17 protein-coding genes and 1 pseudogene are annotated in these 20510 nt (G+C 57.5%); 1 reads left to right on the top strand and 17 read right to left on the bottom strand.

The window, feature by feature from the left end; genetic code table 11:
- Positions 1-26: 26 nt before the first annotated feature.
- The 16 genes and pseudogenes from BMY90_RS07260 to BMY90_RS17400 all read right to left on the bottom strand — a co-directional run bounded on the left by BMY90_RS07260 (position 27) and on the right by BMY90_RS17400 (position 17595).
- Entirely contained in the window at positions 27-1031 is a 1005-nt protein-coding gene (locus BMY90_RS07260) for a GDP-mannose 4,6-dehydratase (RefSeq protein ID WP_217638558.1), read from the bottom strand.
- Entirely contained in the window at positions 1000-2109 is a 1110-nt protein-coding gene (locus BMY90_RS07265; protein WP_092702857.1) for a glycosyltransferase family 4 protein, read from the bottom strand. Before BMY90_RS07265 ends, BMY90_RS07260 begins: the two co-directional genes overlap by 32 nt.
- Before the next feature lie 103 nt (positions 2110-2212).
- Positions 2213-3577, bottom strand: a complete 1365-nt coding sequence (locus BMY90_RS07270; protein ID WP_139201711.1) for a lipopolysaccharide biosynthesis protein — start codon at positions 3575-3577, stop codon at positions 2213-2215.
- Positions 3577-4488 (bottom strand): hypothetical protein, encoded by a 912-nt coding sequence (locus BMY90_RS07275; protein ID WP_175481520.1) that lies wholly within the window; start codon positions 4486-4488, stop codon positions 3577-3579. Before BMY90_RS07275 ends, BMY90_RS07270 begins: the two co-directional genes overlap by 1 nt.
- Positions 4485-5441, bottom strand: a complete 957-nt coding sequence (locus tag BMY90_RS07280; protein WP_092702861.1) for a GDP-L-fucose synthase family protein — start codon at positions 5439-5441, stop codon at positions 4485-4487. The genes BMY90_RS07275 and BMY90_RS07280 overlap by 4 nt, the downstream gene beginning before the upstream one ends.
- 3 nt (positions 5442-5444) lie before the next feature.
- Entirely contained in the window at positions 5445-6554 is a 1110-nt protein-coding gene (gmd, locus tag BMY90_RS07285) for a GDP-mannose 4,6-dehydratase (protein ID WP_092702863.1), read from the bottom strand.
- 40 nt (positions 6555-6594) lie between these two features.
- The gene (locus BMY90_RS07290) at positions 6595-8718 is read right to left on the bottom strand and encodes a hypothetical protein (protein WP_245734972.1); all 2124 of its coding nucleotides are present in this window, start codon (positions 8716-8718) and stop codon (positions 6595-6597) included.
- Positions 8715-10730: a tetratricopeptide repeat protein gene (locus tag BMY90_RS07295; protein ID WP_245734973.1), complete on the bottom strand. Its 2016-nt coding sequence runs from the start codon at positions 10728-10730 to the stop codon at positions 8715-8717. The genes BMY90_RS07290 and BMY90_RS07295 overlap by 4 nt, the downstream gene beginning before the upstream one ends.
- 83 nt (positions 10731-10813) lie before the next feature.
- Positions 10814-11245: a pilin gene (locus BMY90_RS07300; protein ID WP_092702865.1), complete on the bottom strand. Its 432-nt coding sequence runs from the start codon at positions 11243-11245 to the stop codon at positions 10814-10816.
- Positions 11246-11600: 355 nt separating this feature from the next.
- Positions 11601-12041, bottom strand: a complete 441-nt coding sequence (locus tag BMY90_RS07305; protein WP_092702867.1) for a pilin — start codon at positions 12039-12041, stop codon at positions 11601-11603.
- Positions 12042-12191: 150 nt separating this feature from the next.
- Positions 12192-13511 carry a glycosyltransferase family 39 protein gene (locus BMY90_RS07310; RefSeq protein WP_217638559.1) on the bottom strand — a complete coding sequence of 440 codons (1320 nt, stop codon included), beginning with the start codon at positions 13509-13511 and terminating at the stop codon, positions 12192-12194.
- Between the two features lie 172 nt (positions 13512-13683).
- A pseudogene (locus BMY90_RS07315) lies at positions 13684-14073 on the bottom strand (CorA family divalent cation transporter); the annotation flags it as partial.
- 99 nt (positions 14074-14172) lie between these two features.
- Positions 14173-16002, bottom strand: a complete 1830-nt coding sequence (locus BMY90_RS07320; RefSeq protein ID WP_092702871.1) for a tetratricopeptide repeat protein — start codon at positions 16000-16002, stop codon at positions 14173-14175.
- 99 nt (positions 16003-16101) lie between these two features.
- The gene (locus BMY90_RS17395; protein ID WP_245734974.1) at positions 16102-16245 is read right to left on the bottom strand and encodes a hypothetical protein; all 144 of its coding nucleotides are present in this window, start codon (positions 16243-16245) and stop codon (positions 16102-16104) included.
- A 331-nt stretch (positions 16246-16576) separates the two neighbouring features.
- Complete coding sequence (locus tag BMY90_RS07330; RefSeq protein WP_092702875.1) at positions 16577-16936, bottom strand: helix-turn-helix domain-containing protein; 360 nt, start codon at positions 16934-16936, stop codon at positions 16577-16579.
- The gene (locus BMY90_RS17400; protein ID WP_245734975.1) at positions 16933-17595 is read right to left on the bottom strand and encodes a type II toxin-antitoxin system HigB family toxin; all 663 of its coding nucleotides are present in this window, start codon (positions 17593-17595) and stop codon (positions 16933-16935) included. Before BMY90_RS17400 ends, BMY90_RS07330 begins: the two co-directional genes overlap by 4 nt.
- A 168-nt stretch (positions 17596-17763) precedes the next feature.
- Here BMY90_RS17400 and BMY90_RS07340 point away from each other — a divergent pair, with 168 nt between their 5' ends.
- Positions 17764-19896: a S9 family peptidase gene (locus BMY90_RS07340; protein WP_092702877.1), complete on the top strand. Its 2133-nt coding sequence runs from the start codon at positions 17764-17766 to the stop codon at positions 19894-19896.
- Positions 19897-19975: 79 nt separating this feature from the next.
- Here BMY90_RS07340 and BMY90_RS07345 read toward each other — a convergent pair whose 3' ends face one another.
- Entirely contained in the window at positions 19976-20434 is a 459-nt protein-coding gene (locus BMY90_RS07345; RefSeq protein ID WP_092702879.1) for an REP-associated tyrosine transposase, read from the bottom strand.
- Positions 20435-20510: the final 76 nt, after the last annotated feature.

A 20510-nucleotide genomic window follows, 5' to 3' on the forward strand; every position in this document is an offset into this window, starting at 1 on the left:
GTTATTTGCAGTGATCAGCCGAGGTGCTACGGAGCAGACATCAATGAGTGTTCTGCAGCGATCATCCGCTGAATGGTTTCGGCAAATCCCGTCTGTGCCTTCCAGCCCAGCAACCGCCGCGCCTTGTCCGGACATGCGTGGCTGCTTGCAAGATCCGTCGGCCGGTACAGTGAGGGGTCGATATCGACATGATCGGTCCACTCGAGTCCGACGCAGGCGAAGGCTTGTTCAACAAAGTCGCGCAGGCTGTGACTTTCTCCGGTTGCTATGACGAAGTCGTCAGCTGTCGGCTGTTGCAGGATCAACCACATCGCTTCCACATATTCCGGAGCCCATCCCCAGTCACGTACGATGTCGAGGTTGCCCAATCGCAATCGTTCGGATGAGCCAGTGACAATTCGGCATGCGGCGGAGATAATTTTGCGGGTAACAAACCTAGCTGGTCTCAACGGTGATTCATGATTGAACAAGATTCCTGAGCAGGCAAACAAGCCATAGGCCTCGCGATAGTTGGCAACCTGCCAAAACGCGGCGGCCTTGGCAATGGCATATGGGCTACGCGGTCGGAAGGCTGACAGTTCATCGGCCGGTATGAGGTTGCTCTCCCCAAAACTCTCGCTCGACGCGGCGTTGTAAAACCGGACTTCCGCGTTGGTCAGTTTGATCGCTTCAAGCAGATGCAAGGTCGCGACCGCGATGCTTTCCATCGTCTCCAATGGCTGCTCGAAGGACAGTCCCACCGAGGTTTGTCCGGAGAGGTTGTATATTTCGTCGGGTCTGATCTTGTCCAGCGCTTGGTGCACGCTTCGAAAGTCATTCGGGGCCATGGACAGTACTTGGATGCGTTCGAACACACCTGCCGCGTGGAGATTCGGGAAGGCAGACGCTTGTGCGTCGCGCGATGTGCCGAACACCTCGTAACCTTTCTCCAGCAACAGTTGAGACAGATACGCCCCATCCTGACCGCTGACGCCACAGATCAACGCCCGTTTCATCGCCTCATTCTCCGCAAATGCGTCGGTAAACTCCAAGTGTATCTTCGGCACACTTACGCCACGAGAAAAGTCGCGCGCGCTCCAGGCCTTGAGCGGCGAGCCATTGGGCGCGACCAGACGAAAACGTGACGCATTCCAGTGCAGCCACAATCTGCTCATCGCTTTCGGGGTCGAACAGCACCGCGGCTTCACCGACCACCTCAGGTAGCGAGCTGGAGTTGGTGCAGGCTACCGGGCAACCCATGGCCATCGCTTCAAGAGGTGGTATGCCAAAGCCTTCATACAGTGACGGATAGACAAAAAGTCGTGCCCGGCAATACAGGTCTGCCAGCACAGTGTCGGCTCCTGAGCGCCAGACGACCAGGGCAGGATCAAGGCCATATTCGCGCATGTAGGTGGTTTCACGAGTGCTCAGTGCGCCACCACCGAAACAAACCAACCTGATACCCTCAGCGGGCAATCGCGAGGCTGCGAACGCACGTACCAGTGCAGAGAAATTCTTGTAGCCTCCACGCTCCCCGACATACAGGACAAATGGTGCATCGCCATCGTATTGGCGTTGCTGAGAAGGTGTCGTCGCTTGCAACGAATGCCCAAGATACACAACTGAAGTCTTCTCAGGAGCGACTCCAAACTGCTCGAGAAGGTCGCGGCGGGTATGCTCTGAAATACAGATGACGTGATCGGCTCTACGGACGGCGTGAGCCTTCGCTTCGCTCGTTTTGTCCAGTGAGGAGAAGCTCTTAGGGTATTTCTCATGAATCATGTCGAAGACCGTTACTACGCGTTTGGCGGATCGCGGGCAACAGTCGAATTTTGAGTAGTACGTTTCATGGAATATATCAATATCTTGACGAGGCCTAATCGCAAGAGTCGCAAGTGCTGTGTTCAACAAGCCAACCGTCAATCCAAGTTTTGGTATGCGCGGAATCTTCAGTCCACGAGGGCGGATTGAGTCATTTTCTTTTATGTATTCGTTAACATAGATAGGCGCAAAAATCCCAACGCCGCCATTTTGGATATCATGAAGTTGCGAAGCAAGTTCATAAAAGTAACGGGAAATGCCGCCGTATTGTTGTGTACCAAACCGTTGGTGATCAAATAATATTTTCATGAACCTGACTTCATTTATCGAGTTTGTATCTATGAGTAAACGTTATAAGATGAGGCGATTATGTTTGCATAGTTCTTAACAGTCTTGATCGATTGCAACGAACTCAATACTTTTTGGCAAGGATGCTAGGGAAAATTTGATTTCGAAACCAGAGCAACGGAAGCACGTTCGCCAGGCAATACGCCACGACGGTGACCCACGGTATCCATGTGATTCCAATGTTGGCAACGACCCACACCTTGCCGCCGAAGCAAAGTACTGCGAACGTGCAGGAAGTGATGAGTTGGTAGCGCATGCAACTGGCTGCATTAAGAAACGTAGCGATCGCTGTGCCTGCTGCCTCAAATACGCACCAGAAGGCGAAGCCGGCCAACATTGTTCCGGCAACTGCAAGCGAGCGGTGGACCCATGCGCTGACGAACTGGTCGAAACCGATTGCGAGAATCGCGCTGCCTACTGCCGCAAAGGCTACTGCTAATATGAGTGAGTGATGAAGCGTGCGCATGACCCAATGTTGATCACCCGCTACAAGGGCCTGCCGGTAGATTGGCCACAGCGGTGCCCACACCAACGAGAGTGCAAGTGGAATCACCGAGAAGAGTCGTTGGACTATGGCATAGGTGCCTGCTTCTGCGGATCCACGGAAAATTGATATCAACGGCAAGTCTGCAGAGAACGCTAGAGCTACGCTTAACTGCAGAAGAAAGAACATCAATCCTTCGCGGCGGATCTGATGGCCGATTATTAGTCTTCGTTCAGGCGATGCCGCGAATGTAACCGTGAGCGAGGGGTCGTGCCACAGGCTGTAATTGTTGGCGAAGGATGCAAGCAATGGTGTGGCGACCGCCGCACCAGTCAGTAGGGCTAAGGAAGCGTGTACCGAGGCCAAGGATATGACGGCCGCCAACGCGGCTACCTGACCGATGGCTTGCCAGCGAAAGGCCCGGTCACCACGCCCCAATCCGAGCTGGACGCGATTGGCGATGTTAAGGGGTACGGCCAAGATCACCGAAAGCAGTACGATTGCAACTGCTATGCGGCTCTGCGTGGCCGCTGATTCAGGCATCCCCAAAAAGTGGTACCAAGGCACTAGCGGAATCGCGACAATTGCGACGACAGCAAGCCCTGAGGCGACACCGCGCAATACGCGGCGACTTTCATGCAGAATAGATGCAACATCTTCCTTTGACTGCCTGCTGTGCGCAGAGGCAATAAGGTTCATGGTGCCATTGCCAAAGCCGAAATCGAGGAATCCGGCGAGGGTGACGAGTGATACAAGGGTGACCCATGCGCCAAACTGTTCAGGGCCAAGTGCGTGCAGCGCGAATGGAACCGACATGAACAGGTTGCTTGCTGCACAACCCTTCGCAATCAGCGACCAGAACCCCGTATGGATGATCTTGCGTCCACGGTCTCCGATCCAGGAACCGAGCCCCATTGGGTGAGACGAGGGTGGTTCCGCGCTCATCAGAATGGCTCGACATGTCCGTCTGTGACATTTACGACTGGAAGGCCGCGAATCGTCGACTGGCTGCGTTCGTAGTTGAGGTGGTTCAAGCGATGACGAGGGTCACGGCTTTCGTGAAATGTCGGAATCGTGAAGGCATCCGCCACCGTCACTGCGCGCACGCAATCGTTCAGCAGATCTTTGCGCACGAAGTAAGCGTTGTTGCCGGCACTGTTTGTGCCGACTAAAGCGTAGCCCTTCGCCTCGGCAAGCGCTGTCAGGGCGGCTAGTGATGCCCCAAAATATTGACCGGAAAAGTGCGCATCGAACCGCCGGAAATCTGCAGCGTAAGGGATAGTGATTGCCCGATCCACGCCGAGGATGGCGTTGTACTCCATGATGCAGACGGCTGGTAATATGCACTGGATAGCATCCCATAGCCAGTAATCATTACCGTCGACGTCGATGTGAAGTAATCCAACTGCGTTCCCGCCCGCCCAGTCAGCGATCATGGAATCAACGTTCTCTCGCGTGACAAAGCATGGGAGTGCTGTTAGACCGTATCGCCAGAACCACTTTTGATGCCGCAGGCGATCGATATTTTCCAGAGAACCATCCATTACGAGGCCGCTCCAGTTGTTGTTGACCATCAGGAATCGGGTATTCGATTCTGAATAATCCTCGACGCCAAACTCGACAAATCGTCTTGGGATAGATGGCAAACGACTGACAAGCCACTGGATGATCCCGTCATCCCCCCACTGTGAGTGAACTCGGAATTCGACTTCGCGGAGCGATGATACGCGCTGCATGTGTGAGACTTGTTGCGCGAGCAAGGCACCGAGTAGTTCTCTCGTGCGATCGTGCGCGTCAGTTGCTTGCACCCAATCCCTAACGCGGCGATAGTAACTGATAGCACGGGCCAGATTCATTCGCACGTGCCTCTACCTGCGGGCAGTCGGAAGTCATTGCAGAATGAGCGATATGTCTCGGCTAGGCCGAAGGGTAAATCGATCTTCGCAGTCCAATTCCTTGCGGAGAGCCATGGCGTATCTAGCAGCTTGCGTTGGGTGCCGTCAGGCCGGCTGGTATCGAAATGCATATTCCCTTGGTAGTCGGTTGTCTCCGCTATGAGGCTGGCGAGTCGAGAAATGCTGACCTCTCGGCCAGTACCGACATTCACGATTGCTTCGTCATCGTAGTGTCGCATAAGCAACAATAGTGCGTCGGCAAGGTCGTCAACATGCAACAGTTCGCGGAGTGGTTCCCCGCTGCCCCAGATCACCACTTCTGGCGCGTTCTCAAGTTTGGCTTCGTGGAACCGGCGGATCAGACCAGGCACTACATGTGAGTTTTCCGGGTCGAAGTTGTCACCCGGACCGTACAAATTTGTAGGCATCGCGCATATCGTTTCAAAACCGTATTGTTTGCGGTACGCCTGACACATTTTCAGTCCAGCAATCTTCGCGATTGCATACGACTCGTTAGTTGGCTCCAATGGCCCAGTCATCAGATATTCTTCCTTGATAGGCTGCGGGCAGTCGCGCGGATAAATGCACGATGAGCCTAGGAATAGCAACTTTTTCGTGCCTTGTTTCCACGCGTTGTGGATCACGTTAGTCTGGATGGCTAAGTTGTCGTGGATGAAACGTGCCGGGTAGGTACTGTTGGCGTGAATGCCGCCAACTTGGGCAGCAGCCAGAAACACGTATTCCGGTTTTTCGGCATGAAAGAATTGCTCGACCTCGTTTTGATTGGTTAGCTCAAGTTCTTGGTGCGTACGCAGAATCAGGTTGTTGGCACCCTCGGCTTCAAGTCGTCGCACGAGGGCCGAACCAACCAGTCCGCGGTGACCGGCAACGTAGATGCGGGCGTTTATGTCCATGAGCTATTCGTGATGGTGTGGTGAATGAAAACCGGCTCGGTTGACCAAGGCATCGCGTTGAGCAAGTTGCAGGTCAGCCTGCATCATCTCGCTCACCAAGGCATCGAAGTCGGTTTCGGGCTGCCAGCCCAATTGTTGTTTGGCTTTGGTGGGGTCCCCGAGCAAGGTTTCGACTTCAGCGGAGCGGAAGTAGTGTGGGTCAATGGCTGCGATATGCTGCCCCGGACGCATGGCCGAATCAGCCGGTACTGTAGTGACCACGCCATGTTCGTCAACGCCCTCACCCCTCCAATCCAGCATGACACCTAGCTCGCGAGCTGCACAGGTTACGAATTCACGTACCGAATGTTGTACGCCAGTGGCGATGACGAAGTCTTCTGGGGCGTCCTGCTGCAGCATCAGCCATTGCGCTTTGACATAGTCGCGTGCGTGGCCCCAGTCACGTCGGGCGTCGAGGTTACCTAGGTACAGGCAATCCTGCAGGCCGAGGTGGATGCGGGAAAGCGCGCGAGTGATCTTGCGGGTCACAAAGGTTTCGCCGCGGCGGGGCGACTCATGGTTGAACAAAATGCCGTTGCAAGCGTATAGGCCGTAGGCCTCACGGTAGTTCACCACGATCCAGTACGCGTACAGCTTGGCCACACCGTAGGGCGATCGTGGATAGAACGGCGTGGTTTCGCTTTGTGGCGTTTGCTGCACCTTGCCGTAAAGCTCCGAAGTTGAAGCCTGATAAAAGCGCGTCTTGCGTTCCAGGCCCAGTATGCGAATTGCCTCGAGCAATCGAAGCGTGCCGATCGCATCGGTATCAGCAGTGTACTCGGGCATCTCGAACGAGACCTGCACGTGACTCTGGGCGCCCAAGTTGTAGATTTCGTCGGGTTGCACCTGCTGGATGATGCGGATCAGGTTGCTGGCGTCGGTCAGGTCACCGTAGTGCAGAAAAAACCTCTGGTCGGTTTCATGTGGGTCCTGATACAGGTGATCGACGCGCTCGGTGTTGAACGATGAGGCACGGCGCTTGATGCCATGCACCTCGTAGCCTTTGGCAAGCAGGAGCTCGGCAAGGTAGGCACCGTCCTGTCCGGTGATTCCAGAAATGAGTGCGCGTTTCACGGGGTTTCCGGTGGTTGAACGTATTCAGTCACGTTGCAGTTTAGCTGCTCAACGGTTGGGCGTGCGGTGCGGCTTCGACCGGTATTAGAGGTCGTGCGATCAGCAGTTTGCGCAGACCATCAAGGTCATTGTTCAAGCGCCCGCCCGTGTTCAGCTCCTGCAGGCGTTGCAGAGCCTGCGCTGCCTGGTGAACGTGACCCTGCACAATAAGCATGCGAATCAGGGTAATTTGGTAGGCGGGCTCGTTTGGGCTGGTTGTTACGGCCTGTTTGGTCATGCGTAACCCCAAGTCATGGTCTGCCAGCACATTCCAGGCGAAGTCGCCGTACATGGCAAGCAGTCGCGCGCTGGGATTTGGATGCGACAAAGCAGCCAGATAGGCGGCGATCATCCGGCTTGTTGGTAGATTGCAGTTGTGTTCGCGATCACATTGGGTCAGAGCACTCAGTGAACTCTCGTCCTGCACGCCGGGTTTGTGCGCCTTGAGCTTGCCAATCAAGCTATCCCACCATGCGTCCTTCAGTGGCAAGTGCATGCGCGAGTTCATGAAGATCAGCGCCTGTTCTGGCAGGATTGAGGCATCTGGTAGTGCCGCGGCCCGTTCCAGTGGCGCATAGGCCAGCTTGGTGAATGGCGATGCTGGATCGTAATGCGAGTAGATAATGTAGGTACGGCCCAACTCGTATTCTGCGCGGGGGGAATCGGGTGCACGGGCGGCAAGGGTTTCAGCCAGTAGTAGCGGGTTGCCCCATGCCATGGCTGACATGGCTGTTTCGCCAGTCCATAACAGCAACAGGCCACCGAGCAGTATGCGGCGTGGTAACGCAAAGGACGCTGATGTTGCGTTGGATGCGAAAGCCGCCAGCAACGGCACCAGCGCCAGCATCAACCCGAAACTGGCGAAGTAGTTACGGTGCTCATAGACTAGTTCCAACGGCAGGATGGTGCCAGTGAGTAGTTGGCAGCCGAGGAATAGTGCAATACCCAATGCCACGAGCGGGCGGCGCGGACGCAGCCATACTGCAAATGCCGCCAGGCTGGTCAGCGTTAGCATGCATACGAGTGTCGTCCATGGGGAGAGCAATCCGGTCGAGGTGTGGAAATTGTCGTGATAAAACGACAGGTCATGTGGTACCGGCAACAACGTCCAGACGATGTAATCCACCACGATGCGTGCTTCGCTGAGTAGCCGCGTATCAAGTGTGAAGTCGCGTGTGGCCCAATCTGCGTGGTTCAGCACGTTGGGAAGTAGCCATGTGAGTCCTCCGATCAATGGCAGCACCAGCACGAGCAGGAACAACGCGATTAGGCGGCGGTCGCGTGGACCCGCTGTTGTGCGAAAACCGAACAGTGCCCATTCGATCAGCAACGCATACAACGGCAACATCGCCGCTGTTTCCTTGGCCAGAATGCCGACAGCAGCAGGGACGGTGATGCTGATGACACAGAGCCAAAAGCCACCCCATCCTGACTTTCCTCTGTGAGCTAGAGATGGAATAAGAGCGTTGGTCGCGTCAGCGATGGATTCAAGCATGTGTCGTCGGCCGGCGACATAACCGATCAGGCCCAGCAAGACGAACAGGTTCGCCATGCTCTCCATGCGTTGCACCACATACAGCACGCCAGTCAGGTTGATGGGCAGGAGCATCCAGGCGGCGGCGATCAGTGCTGCAGTTACGCTGACTCGCTGTGCTTCACCAGCCCAGGCATACGTTGTCGTAGGTGCTTGCTCGTGAGCGATGCTCTTGGTGGGTTCCGGTTCCTGTTCGGATGTGTCAAAAGGGATCGCCCGCGAGCGGGTTCCTACGCGTATGCACGCGGATCGCAACAAACCCCGCGCCAGCAGAAACACGAGTAACCCATTCAGCAGGTGAATGACCAGATTGGTCAGCTTCATGCTATAGGGATTAAGTCCTCCGCTGGCGAGATAGTTGAGCGCAAAGCTCAACGACGCCAATGGGCGTTTGAATTCACTGGCTGGCGACGATAGCGCCGCATTCATCAGTGAAGCCAGATCAGCGTGTGCTGGCTGCACACCGTGGTTGTCGACGATGTTGGGGTAATCGTCGAACAGAAACCCGCCCGAGAGGCCTGGCCAGTATGCGACGGCCGTAACGATGATGGCGATGGCAAGAACCCACCGGTGCAGCGAACGGCGTATCAACGTGGTGTGCTCCGGGTAGAACCTGATGGTACAGTATTGGCGCTGTCGGTTTGTGCGTCGAGGCTTAATTGATGCCGCAGATGAGTAAATTCATGCGGCCAATAGTTTTCGCGAGCGAGCACCCACGCATGCACCATGGGCATGCCGAAGCCTGGTGGGGCGACATGATCTTGTACTTGCCGGTAGTGATTGAGAAGGAGCAAGCCTTGCAATGGGTAACCGTGGGCGCCCAGATTGGCCGCTGCCTCCAGCGCAAATCCTGGACGTACTTGCAAGTCAAGTGCATGGGTGAAGTCGGTTAGTGCTTCATTTGGCTGATGCTGCGCGATGGCAATTCTTCCGCGAAGATAAGTCAGGTCCTGTTGCGGCCCGGCAGCCGACAGCTTTGGGTTTTGCAAACCCGTATTGATCAAGTCCAGCAGACTTTTCAATGTCAACCCGGGGCAGTGACCGGACATCGCCGTCGGCAGCATGTTTTCGAACCAGTGGGTGAATAGTATTCCAGTGCTTGGGCTACCTGACATGGCCTGCTGTGCTGCGGCGAGGTCGGCATGACTCACACCACCGGTCATGCAGCGCGCACTGACCAAGTTGAACGCAAGTTGGGCTTGGTCGGGGCGCGCGGCGAGCAGCGTCTCCAGCCTGTGTATGGCGGCGCGAGGGTGATCGGTTTGCATCTCGATTTGCGCGACATTGGCCTGTGCACGCGGCGAATCGGGGTTGATTCTGGCCCATATCGAGGCTTGCGTCTGCACGTTGCCCCATACCTCGGTGCGTGCATGGGTCATCCATGTCAGGGTGAGCGGCAGGACAAGCATGAGAGCGTATTTGGGCAGGCGCATGGCGCGCGTATCGGCCAGCCACAAGCCGAGGGGCCAGAACATCAACAGCGCGGGTACGTAGTTGCGATGCTCAAAGTACAGCTCCAGTGGAATAGAGCTGGATTCGAGTAGTTGGCCGGCGAAATAGAACAGTATCGCCAACGCCAAGGCCGGGTGGCGTTTACGCCAGTGCCAAGCCGCCGCGATCAGTGCGAGCACCGCAAGTAACGCTGGCAGAGTCGTGTCTGGGTGGAGCCACGAGGTGGACGCAGCGTATTGATCATTGAACAGGCCGCTGGAAAGCGGTCGCGGTAGCCACAGCAGCTTGAGATAATCCATCAAGACCCGTGGCTCGGTGAGCAGTCGTTGACCGATACTCCATGGGCGAATACCCTCCGGGCCGCCTACCCACAAACCGTGCGCGCCGATATACAGCAGGTAGATGAGGATGGCGGTGGCGGGAACGATCCCGAAGACCAGCATGATGGCCCGGTGGAGACGTCGCGCAGTGGTGATCGTTGGCAGTTGGCGTGGTGCCAACACGATGACCTCGATCAGCAGTGCGTACAGCGGCAACAGTGCGCCGTTGGCCTTGGCCAGTACGCCAAGCAGGGTAAAACCGCCCAATCCAAGCACGCTCCACAATGTACCTGCTTTCAGCTGTCCCTTGATCAGCTGTTGGCGGCCATGTAGCCACAGCAGTAGTCCAGCCATCACGCAAGTGGCCGGCAGCATCGCTTCACGCTGAACGATATATAGCGTGGCCGACACCAGTAGTGGATGTAGCAACCACAGTGCGGCGCCAAGCAGCGCTGCCAACTTGCAGTGCCGTTCGTCGAGATCCAACAAGCGGCCGAGTTTGGTCAGCAGTGCGTATAGCAGCACACCATTGAGCAGGTGCAGGATCAGACTGGTGCGCTTGAACGGGTAGGGGGCGGCTGGCCAGTTATGAGCATCCAGCAGAAAAGTCAGCAGGGTGAGTGGTCGGCCGGTGGGGTCGGCAGTGCCCGACGTGAGGTAACGCCAGAAGGTGGGCCAATTGTCGATGGGGCCAGTCGCGCCCAGTGCCGGCAGGTTGGCGAAATCATCGAACAGAAATCCGCCATGCAAACCAGGCACGTAAGCCCACCCTGCTAACAGCAGCGTACAAACCAAAAGGATGGGAAACAGGAAGCGGTTGTGTACGGTCACATTGGACTTTTAGCGTGGTGAGCAACAAGAGAAAGGCCGCACTAGGCGGCCTTTCGAGGTACCTCAATGCCAGTCGTTGGGTATCAACGGCACGTTGCTGGCAGATACTTGGGCTGGACCGCATTCGTCTCGCCTTTGCAGGTCCACTTGACAACGCCATTGACGGTGGCCGCCGAGAGCGAAATGGTGGAGCCGGAAATCTTTGTGTTGGCCTTGTTACCAAAGGTGGCTGTGATCAGACCTCCGGAGACTGCGACGCCGGTCACATAGCTACCGGTGATGGAGCCGGAGGATGCAATACCAGCCGATCCATTCCCCGCTGGAAAACGATTGGTGTTGGCCGCGAACTCGGTAACGCCAATCTTGGCGCCGTCCATCAGGGTCACGCCTTCGGTAACCTGCGAACGGATGAGATAGTCCTGGTAGGCCGGGATGGCGATGGCAGCGAGGATGGCAATGATCGCAACCACGATCATCAGTTCGATCAGGGTGAAGCCTTTCTGCATGTTCTTCATGGTAATTCCTCTTGGTTGGTCAGCTGACCGGTTGTGATGCCCCCTGAGCCTAAGTCCCGGAATCCCCCTAGGCGGGATCAGACCCCATGCACGTGGTCAGGAACGACCAGGAAGCCCGCAAAATCGAAGCACTATGTATGCCATCGACGATGCAACGATACTTTGACATATCGCGCTACGCGTAGATTGTGCAGGTCATCACGAATGTTTGATGGATGGACGAAGGCAATGTGTGCCGTGCTTGGGTCTACCGGGGGTCGGAGGTAACTTGAACTCTGGTCAATCAGGTCACCAAGTGACACTTTTGGTCAGTCTTGTGAAATGGTGGCGTATGCAGATGGCGCTTGAATGCACGCTACTTACGACAGACGGACGGCAGATACTTGCCCTGCAGGGTCGTGTGCTGGCTGCAGTCCCACGTGATGCTTCCGCTTCGGGTGGCCGGTGATAGAACCAGAACCCGGTCGTGGATGGCTCCATTTGCTTTGGGGCCGGCGAAGGCAACGCTGATCATGCCGTCGGAGACGGTCACGCTGGATACATAGCTTCCGCTGATCGAGCTGTCGGTGGCCATGCCGGCCGACTGGTTGTTGTGTGGAAACCGACCAGTATTCGATACGAAATCCCATACCGCTGCCTTCGCTCCCGAGCCCAGGCTTACGCCCTCGGTGATCTGGGCGCGGACCATATAGTCCTGATAAGCCGGTATGGCGATGGCCGCAAGAATGGCGATGATCGCCACGACGATCATCAGCTCGATCAGGGTGAAACCCTGCGGCGAACGGTTGTTTGGCATGTGCTGGATCCCCCTGGAAACACAGGAGGGAATGCACGCCTCGTACCAATTTGACGGTCAAACGAGTGTGGCAATCAAATTGTGATGGATGTCACGTAAATGGTGCAGTAGTGGCCAATAGTTGGATTGGATAGCTGGCAATGGCGCGTTTTATGTCTCGCGTTGTTGCCGCCACGCGATGATCTTGGCGGCGGTAGTGGTGGCCAAAAGAATCTCGAGCGAGCGGAAGGGGATGGAGTAGCGTGGCTCCGACTGCAGCGCCGTATAAACCAGCGTAGCGAACGCTAGCAGACATGCCGAAGCGATAAGTGCGGCTTGGTTCGGTTGCTTGCATGGCAGGCTAGGTGAGTATCGCTTGACCATTGCGTAGAGCAAGCCTGCCAATGCAAGCAGCATCAGCAATGGATTGAACGTTCGGCAAATGATTTCTAGGGCGAGCCAGACTACGTTGGTCTGGAAGGGCGAGTTCAAGGTTGGGTAGGGGTATATGTCGCCTTGCCCAATCTGGATGTCCCAGTCCCATAGGTCATACGGTTTTTGCAGCAGATACCATGCGGCATAGCGTAGTGGGTGTATGCCAAGACGCTGCGCGATCTCCTTGGCGCCTTGGATGGGAGCTGCCCGTAGCGTTTCGTATTCTTTGTTGATGGCGCCCAGTGTGGTTCGGGCCCCTGCTTTTGCGGCCGTATTGCCAAGGATCGACTGTCGCCAAGCGGAGTGGTAGCTAGGCCAAGAGCCTTGGACGAGATTTTGTGCTGCACGATCTCGTGAGGAGCTGTCCAGGGCGCTGTTTTGAATATGGATGTTGCGGAAAGACCAGCTGGCCGGAAGGAGCAAGGAGGCTATCGTCAAGGTCAAGCAGATTTTTCTGAGAGCCGGCATTCGCCACGCCAGGAACGCTGCCAGGATGATGCCGAAAGGCAGCAATATCGCGTTGGTCAAGGCTGCCGCGCCAAAGGTCAATCCCGCTGCTGCCGCCAACCAATGATTCTTGTGTTGACATGCGTTTCCCCACAGAAGCAGACCTACGGTGCACAGAAAACCGAACAGAGTTTCAGTCAACAAGTAGCCGTCAATTGCGATGCTGTGTGGCCAAACAGCCATCAGAAGACCTGCGCCGATTGCCCAGCGTGTGGAAAGCCAATGTTTGCCCAGTTGAACGGCCGCGGTGACTGTTAGTGCGCCGAGGAGTGCTTGGCACAAAAGAACCGTTGCATACCATGCATTTCCTGCACCCAGTGCTTTCATCCAGATTGCCAGAAACAAAGGGTAGCCTGGGTCCCGGTAGTTGTCCGGCACGATGGAAACTGCACCAGGAGGACTCTTGGAGAATGTTCCGTGGTGTACGAGGTTCCATGCGTAGGCGAAGTATTGTCTGGCATCGCCACGCACGGGTTCGTAGATCACCGCAGTGCTGACGTAGTACCAGCGTAGTGCCAAGGCGAAAAATGTGATGATCAAAAGCGCCATTGGCCAGCGCCAACGGTTGCGTTCAGTAGGGTTGGCTGCGTGCATGTGTGATACGAGATGGCGTGGAAGCGTGTCGGAGTATGCCTGACTGCTCGCGTGCTTGGCAGGGGTGACTCGTACATTGCGAATGTGCCAAGTGCGTCTGATTGTCTCGCGACTGTGGTTTTCTCTGTTCGAGAATGTGTTCGCTGGTGCGTCGTGCCGGTGAATAGGATAGTGAGGCGCCGTGGCGTACGGTCACCAGATAACGTGGGCCGAGGAAGATGTGGGTTTCGCCGAACGCAATGTTGCTGCCGGTCAGTTGTGCCGTCTGCACCACGATGAACAACGAGTCGCCGTAGGATTCGATCTTGGTGCGCGGGTGGGCACCTCGTGCATCCTCGATGGCCAGATCATGCAGGTCGAATTCTTCCTGAAATTTCAGCAGCAGCGATTCGTCCGATTCGTGCAGGTCCACCCAGACGAAGGTGTCGGGTTCTTTCAGCACGTCGCTGATCGCATCGAGGCTGAGGTCGCCGATGCGTGTGCCGTCGTTGCGACAGGCGACACAGTTGACGACCATCCGGCTCGTGGCGGCGGTGTTTTTGATGCCCGCGTCGGCGCCGGTTGGAGGGTATTGTCCGCGGGATCCCACTGCCATTGGCGGTGGTTGCAGTACGGGTCATGGCCGTGCTGCGTGCGGGGATGCATGTTGACGGTTCATCTGGATGATCTTCTCGATGCTATCGCGAGCATCATTGCGCTTGTTTGGAGGGAGTAGCGGTAGGGCCGATGACAGCGCCTGTCTGGCTTGGCCCGCCTGTCCCTGCAGGGCGCGGGCAACCGAAAGCCCCTGCCAAGGCTGGGGATTGAGAGGGTTCAACCGAGTCGCGGCATGGAAAAGATTTTCGGCGTCTGGCAGGTGGCCCTGCAGAACCAATGCCTGACCAGTAACGAGCAAGTACTGGCTGAACAATGGCTTGTCTACGAGGATTTCCCTGGAACTTCTGACCTGCTCGAGTGCGATCAATGCGCGGTCGGGTTCGTTTATTGCATTGGCTAGAATGGCGGCATTCAGCATGCAGGGCGTGCATTGCACATGCTGCGATTGCAGCTTGTCGACGAGTCTTTGGGCAGCATCATAGTCTTTGCTCATGATGTAGGCACTGAGCAGGTTATTGTCGGCATCCAGCGATTTTGGGCTTACGATGAGGGCCCATCGCCACAGATTAATGCTGTTGGACCATAGTGGAATCGTGGTGCGTATGGCGATGGTCGCGAATAGAAACCAGGTCGCGCATATCGCTCCAATGGCCCAGCCTAGTGGTCGCTGGAGATGGTGATCTAGTGGAGGCCATTGAATGAGAGGGAGCATGCCGCATGCAACGGCCAAGCCCGTCATGACGTAGCGTTCGTGGTAAAGACTGCTGTCAAAAGCTACTGATGTTATGTGCAAAACGGGTATGAGTGCCGCGGTCATGGCGACAACGATGCAGCCGAAAGCAGACGCCCGTTTCACTGCGAAATAGAGCCCCACGGCGACAATGCTGAGGGCCACCGTGTCAGTAAGCAGGGGGTACAACGAAATCGGATCGAAACGGTGCACGTCAACAGGATGTACAGGCCCCATGCCGGACATGGGCAGGAACAGCATCCGCCAGTATTGCAGGTAGATGAAGCAGGCTTCCTGCAGCCGCCCGAAGCGTGACGACGGTCCGTTGGCGTATTGGCCGATCAAATGCCCAAGTGCCCAGTAGCGCACGACAAGGTAGACGAGCCCTGCGACGAGCATTGCTGCAAAGGTTCGCCAATTGCGCGAGGCAAAGGTGGCGAGGGCTTGGCGCAAGCCTGTTTCGCGGGGCTTGGCCAGAATCGCCCAGTCCGTGGCGGCCAGAATCAAAGGAAACGAAGCCGCGGATTCCTTGCAGCCTGCCGCCAGCAGGAACATCAATGCGACGACCGCGGCGCGGGTGAAGGGAGCCTTGATGCTGATGTTGGCAAGCAGCCCGAGCAGCATGAACAGGGTGGCGGCAAGGTCGAACTGGCAGCCAATCCACACCACCGGCTCGATCAGCACCGGGTGCAGCCCATAGAGCAGCATGCACAGACTGGCCATGAGTGTGGTCTGGCGGTCGTCGCGGCCGGCGGCACGGCAGGCGTGTCGTGCAAGCAGGCCGACCAGTGCCATGTTGATGAGGTGCATGCCGAGGTTCACAGCATGCATGGGGCCGGGTGTGACGTCGAACAGTCGGACCTGAAGGGTGAAGAGCGCGACTATCAGGGGGCGGAAATAGTTGGTCCAGTGATTAAAGTCGCGGAGAACGTAGTGCATCCATGCGTGGCCATGGGTCAGCCAGGCGTTGTCACGGAAGTCGACCAGGTCGTCCCAGACGAAATTGGCGTGAACCACCGGCCAATAAATGATGGCCGTGACCATCAAGGCCAAGCCGGTAGCTACTCGCATCGGCCACTGCCCCGGTTTGAAGGTTTTGCGGATGCCCGGTTCGTGCATGGGAAGAAATCGCGTATCGAGACGAGGCATCGAGCATATACGAATGCCGTGCGTTTACTTCGATCAGGGTGTTTGGGTTCGTTGCTATATCATCGCCGCTCAGTTACCGCGCGCGGAAGTTTGTTGCCGCATGCTCCACGCCAGTGCCAGCCAGATTGGCAGCGCGAACAGGATCCAGGGCTGGTTCTGTTGCACTACGCCGGGCAGCAGGTGCAGCAGTACGGCGGCGATGAGGGCAAGCAATTGCGGCGGCAGGATGACGTCGGCGAAGCGGGTCGGGGCGACATGGCGACGGGCACGCTAGAGTGCCGGCAGCAGTACGAAGGCGAGCAGGTTGAACAGCCGCAGGTTCAGCCGCGATGCTTTTGGCGGGACGTTCGAAAGGCTTGAAGAGCATCGCGGCTGAAGCCGCTCCTACCCCAAGGCTGAGCGCTCGCCAGAAAGATTTTGAGCAGGTAGGTACCGTTTCCACTGGGCACGTCTACCGGACGGGTGATGGCGGTTTCCAGATCGTCGCTCTGGGCGGGAAGGTTGAGCAGGCATGCGACCATGCTCCATGCAGGTCCAGTCCAGGTCAGGCTCCGATCAAGCTCTCGGCCGGAATCCCTAGGTGCCGATGCAGGTTGCGGACCATGTCGATCGTTAGGCCGCGCTTGCGGTTGAGTACCTCGTAAACGCGGTTGGTCCGACCGATGTAGGGCACGAGGTCCTTCACGGTCAGGCCCGCTTGCTCCATCCGAAACCGGATAGCCTCGATGGGGTCGGGGGCCTCGACAGGAAAGTGCTTCGCTTCGTAGGCTTCGACCAAGGTGGCGAGGATCTCGAAGCGATCGCCGTCCTCACTGCCCGGCTGTGGCTCGTTGTCGACATAGGTCGACAATTCACGCAGGACGGCCTTGTAGTCGCTCTCGGTATGGATAGGGCGGATATTCATGGAACCTCCACGGTCTCGGCGTCGGTCCGGTCGTACTCGGCGTGCGTGCCAATGAACTTGATATAGACGGTTTGGAAGCGATAAGCCACGGCGACGATGAGTCGGTAAGTGTTGCCCTTGATGTTGAAAACCACGCGGTTGTTGCCAACAAAGCTGGCGCTGGCATAGCGGGCCTTGATGTCTTGTGGTATCACCCAGGTCGTGTGTTTTGCTTCGTCGTACCACGCCCTGAGCGGTTGCTCGGCATCCGGATGGTGTGCCCAGAAGTCCTTGAGCGCGCTCACAGCGATGATCCTCATGTGCGCATGATAGTCCCATATTGGGACTAGTGCAAGCTGGACAATACGCACCTTATGCTTTTTGTCACAACGACACCGCTTCTTGAAGATGCGCTGGCGCAGGTAGGGATAGATGCCGTTTTCACTGACCACGTCCACCGGTCGGGCGATGGCGGTTCCCAGGTCGTCGGCGCAGGGTGGCAAGATCGAGCAGGCTGCGGCCACGCTCCGTTCCGAGTAGAAAATCCACGTCGCTGGTGACGGCGTCCTCGCGCGGGCAACGGAACCGAAGATACGCATGTCGGACGCCGCGCGACGGGCGGCAATAGTCAGCAGTTCGTCGCGGCGCTGGCGAAGGCTTTCCAGGGTGGCCATGGTCATGGTTCATACTCCTTGGAGCATAGAGTGGACCATGGTTTATCCATGACTTGCGTACATTATGGGGTGAGATGCTACCGCGTGACCCGGCTGTGGATTCGTGGTGGCCCGGCTTGCGCCGCCTTACGTGCCCGCTTACCGTCACAGCTTTCCACCCCGAGGGAGAATCCCATGAAACCTTTGCTTGCCGCCTTGCTGCTGGCGATGGCTTTGCCGGCTTCGGCGGCCTCCGTGTCCACGTCGGCTCGATCGCCATTCCCGGGCTTCGATTACAACGTGCCGCATCCGTTCAACGTGCGTGACCTGGTGATGTTGCGGCGGGTGAGTGATCCGCAGTTGTCGCCGAATGGCCGCTATGCGGCATTCGGGGTGCGCAGCACGGATTACGCGGCGAACAAGGGTGTGAATGCGATCGATGTGCTGGATTTGTCGCGTGACGGCAAGCCAGTGCAGGTGGTGGCCAAGGGGGCGTCGTCGCCGCGTTGGTCGGTGGATGGGCGCAGCCTTTATTACGTGGCCTCGGACAAGGGCGTGGCGCAGTTGTGGCGGCTGGATTTTGCCAAGGGCAAGAGCGGCCTGGATCTGGCGGCGGCAAAGGCACCGGTGCAGGTGAGCCACGGTCCGCTGGATATCCAGGATTACAAGCTGTCGCCGGATGGCCACAGCGTGCTGCTGTCGTATGCGGTGTACACCGACTGCAGCGACCTGGCTTGCACCAAGGCCAAGCTGGACAAGCGGGCGAAGGACAAGTCCACCGGCACGCTTTATCACAAGCTGTTCGTGCGGCATTGGGATACGTGGTCGGACGGCCGGCGCAACCAGCTTTATCTCGCGCATTTCGGGGCGGATGGTCAGTTGCCGGTAGAGCCGACCCTGCTTTCCCGCGGCATCGATGGCGACGTACCGAGCAAGCCGTTTGGCGATGCCAGCGAGTTCGCGTTCTCGCCGGATGGAAAGACGGTGTACTTCGATGTGCGCATTGCCGGAAACAGCGAGCCGTGGTCGACCAATTTCGACATCTACAAGGTGCCGGCCGATGGTTCGTCGGCCCCGACGAACCTTACCGCGAAGAACAAGGCGTGGGATGCCTATCCGGTACCGTCCCCGGACGGCAAGACGCTTTATTACCTGGCGATGAAAACGCCGGGCTTCGAAGCGGACCGTTTCGGCATCATGGCGATGGACCTGACCACTGGCGCTACGCACGAGATCGATCCGCAGTGGGATCGTTCGCCCGGCAGCATGGACATTTCCGCCGATGGCAAGACGCTGTTCGTCACCGCCGATGACGAGGGCCAGCACCCGCTGTTCACGGTGGATGCGGCCAGCGGCAAGGTGCGTCAGCTGGTAGGCGATGGCGAGGTGGATGGCTATTCGGTTGTCGGCAAGCGTGTGTTGCTGGCGCGCAATGACCTGAAGCAGCCGAGTGACCTGTACACCGTCGACACCGATGGCCGTGATCTGAAGCAGGTGACGCATGCCAATGCCGCGCGACTGAAGAACACGCAGGAAGGCGATTTCCAGTTCTTCACCTTCAAGGGTTGGAACAACGAAACCGTGCAGGGCTACGTGGTGAAGCCGGCGAATTTCCAGGCGGGCAAGAAGTACCCGGTGGCCTTCATCATCCACGGGGGCCCGCAGGGCGCGATGACCAACAGCTGGAGCTATCGCTGGAATCCGCAGACGTATGCGGGCCAGGGTTTCGCGGTGGTCACCATCAACTTCCACGGTTCCACCGGCTACGGCCAGAAATTCACCGATTCGATCTCGGGTGATTGGGGTGGCAAGCCGCTGGAGGATCTGAAGCTGGGCTGGAAGGCCGCGTTGTCGAAGTACAGCTTCCTTGACGCTGACCGTGCCTGCGCGCTGGGTGCCAGCTACGGCGGCTTCATGACGTACTGGATCGCCGGCGTGTGGAACTCGCCGTGGAAGTGTTTCGTCGACCACGACGGCGTGTTCGATTCACGCATGATGTATTACGCCACCGACGAGCTGTGGTTCGAGGAGCACGAGAATGGTGGCCCGCAATACGATGTGCCGAAGAACTACGAGAAATTCAACCCGCTCGACCACGTGAAGGATTGGCGCGTGCCGATGCTGGTGGTGCACTCGGGCCACGATTTCCGCATCCCGCTGAGCCAGGGCCTGGGCGCATTCACCGCGCTGCAGCGCCGCGGCATCCCCAGCGAATTCCTCACCTTCCCGAACGAAAGCCACTGGGTGCTCCAGCCGCACAACAGCGTGCTGTGGCATGACACGGTGAATGCGTGGCTGGAGAAGTGGACGGCGCCGTCCAAGCAGTAAGCCCATTGTAGGAGCGCACCCTGTGCGCGATGGCTCCTGGTTCGGTTAGCCACGAGGCATTCGCGCACAGGGTGCGCTCCTACAGCCAAATGCAGTTCCAGTACGGATAGTCTCCGACCCGTTCGGCGAGGCCGGCACGTAGTGGGTTGGCGATGATGTAGCGAGCCGTGGTGCGGATATCTTCGTCGTGGCGCAGGGCATGATCGTGGAATCCGTGCGCCCAGATACGAGCGTGCGGGCCGGTTTGGCGAAGCCGCTTGCTGACGAGTGATTTGAAGCGGTTCATGACCTGCGCCAGGTCATTCCGCTCGCCCAGTTCGACCAGCCCGTGCCAATGATCAGGCATCAGTATCCAGCACAGCAGACGAGCGTCACCCCAGGTTCGATCCTCAATGATGAGTCGGCAGATGGTTTTGGCCAGTTTTTCGTCGAGAAACCATGGCGTGCGGTCGACGGTTACCGTGGTTAGCAGATAGATCTGGCCCGGGATGGATGTGCGACCTTTGCGTAGCGCTTGATGGCCTGGGGAATTTTCCATGCGTCAACCATCGCGGTGCGAGTTGGTTGGCTCAATCGGGGAAGTGCTCCATCTTCTGTAGGAGCGCACCTTGTGC

Source organism: Rhodanobacter glycinis (assembly GCF_900114325.1).
Classification (GTDB): Bacteria; Pseudomonadota; Gammaproteobacteria; order Xanthomonadales; family Rhodanobacteraceae; genus Rhodanobacter_A; species Rhodanobacter_A glycinis.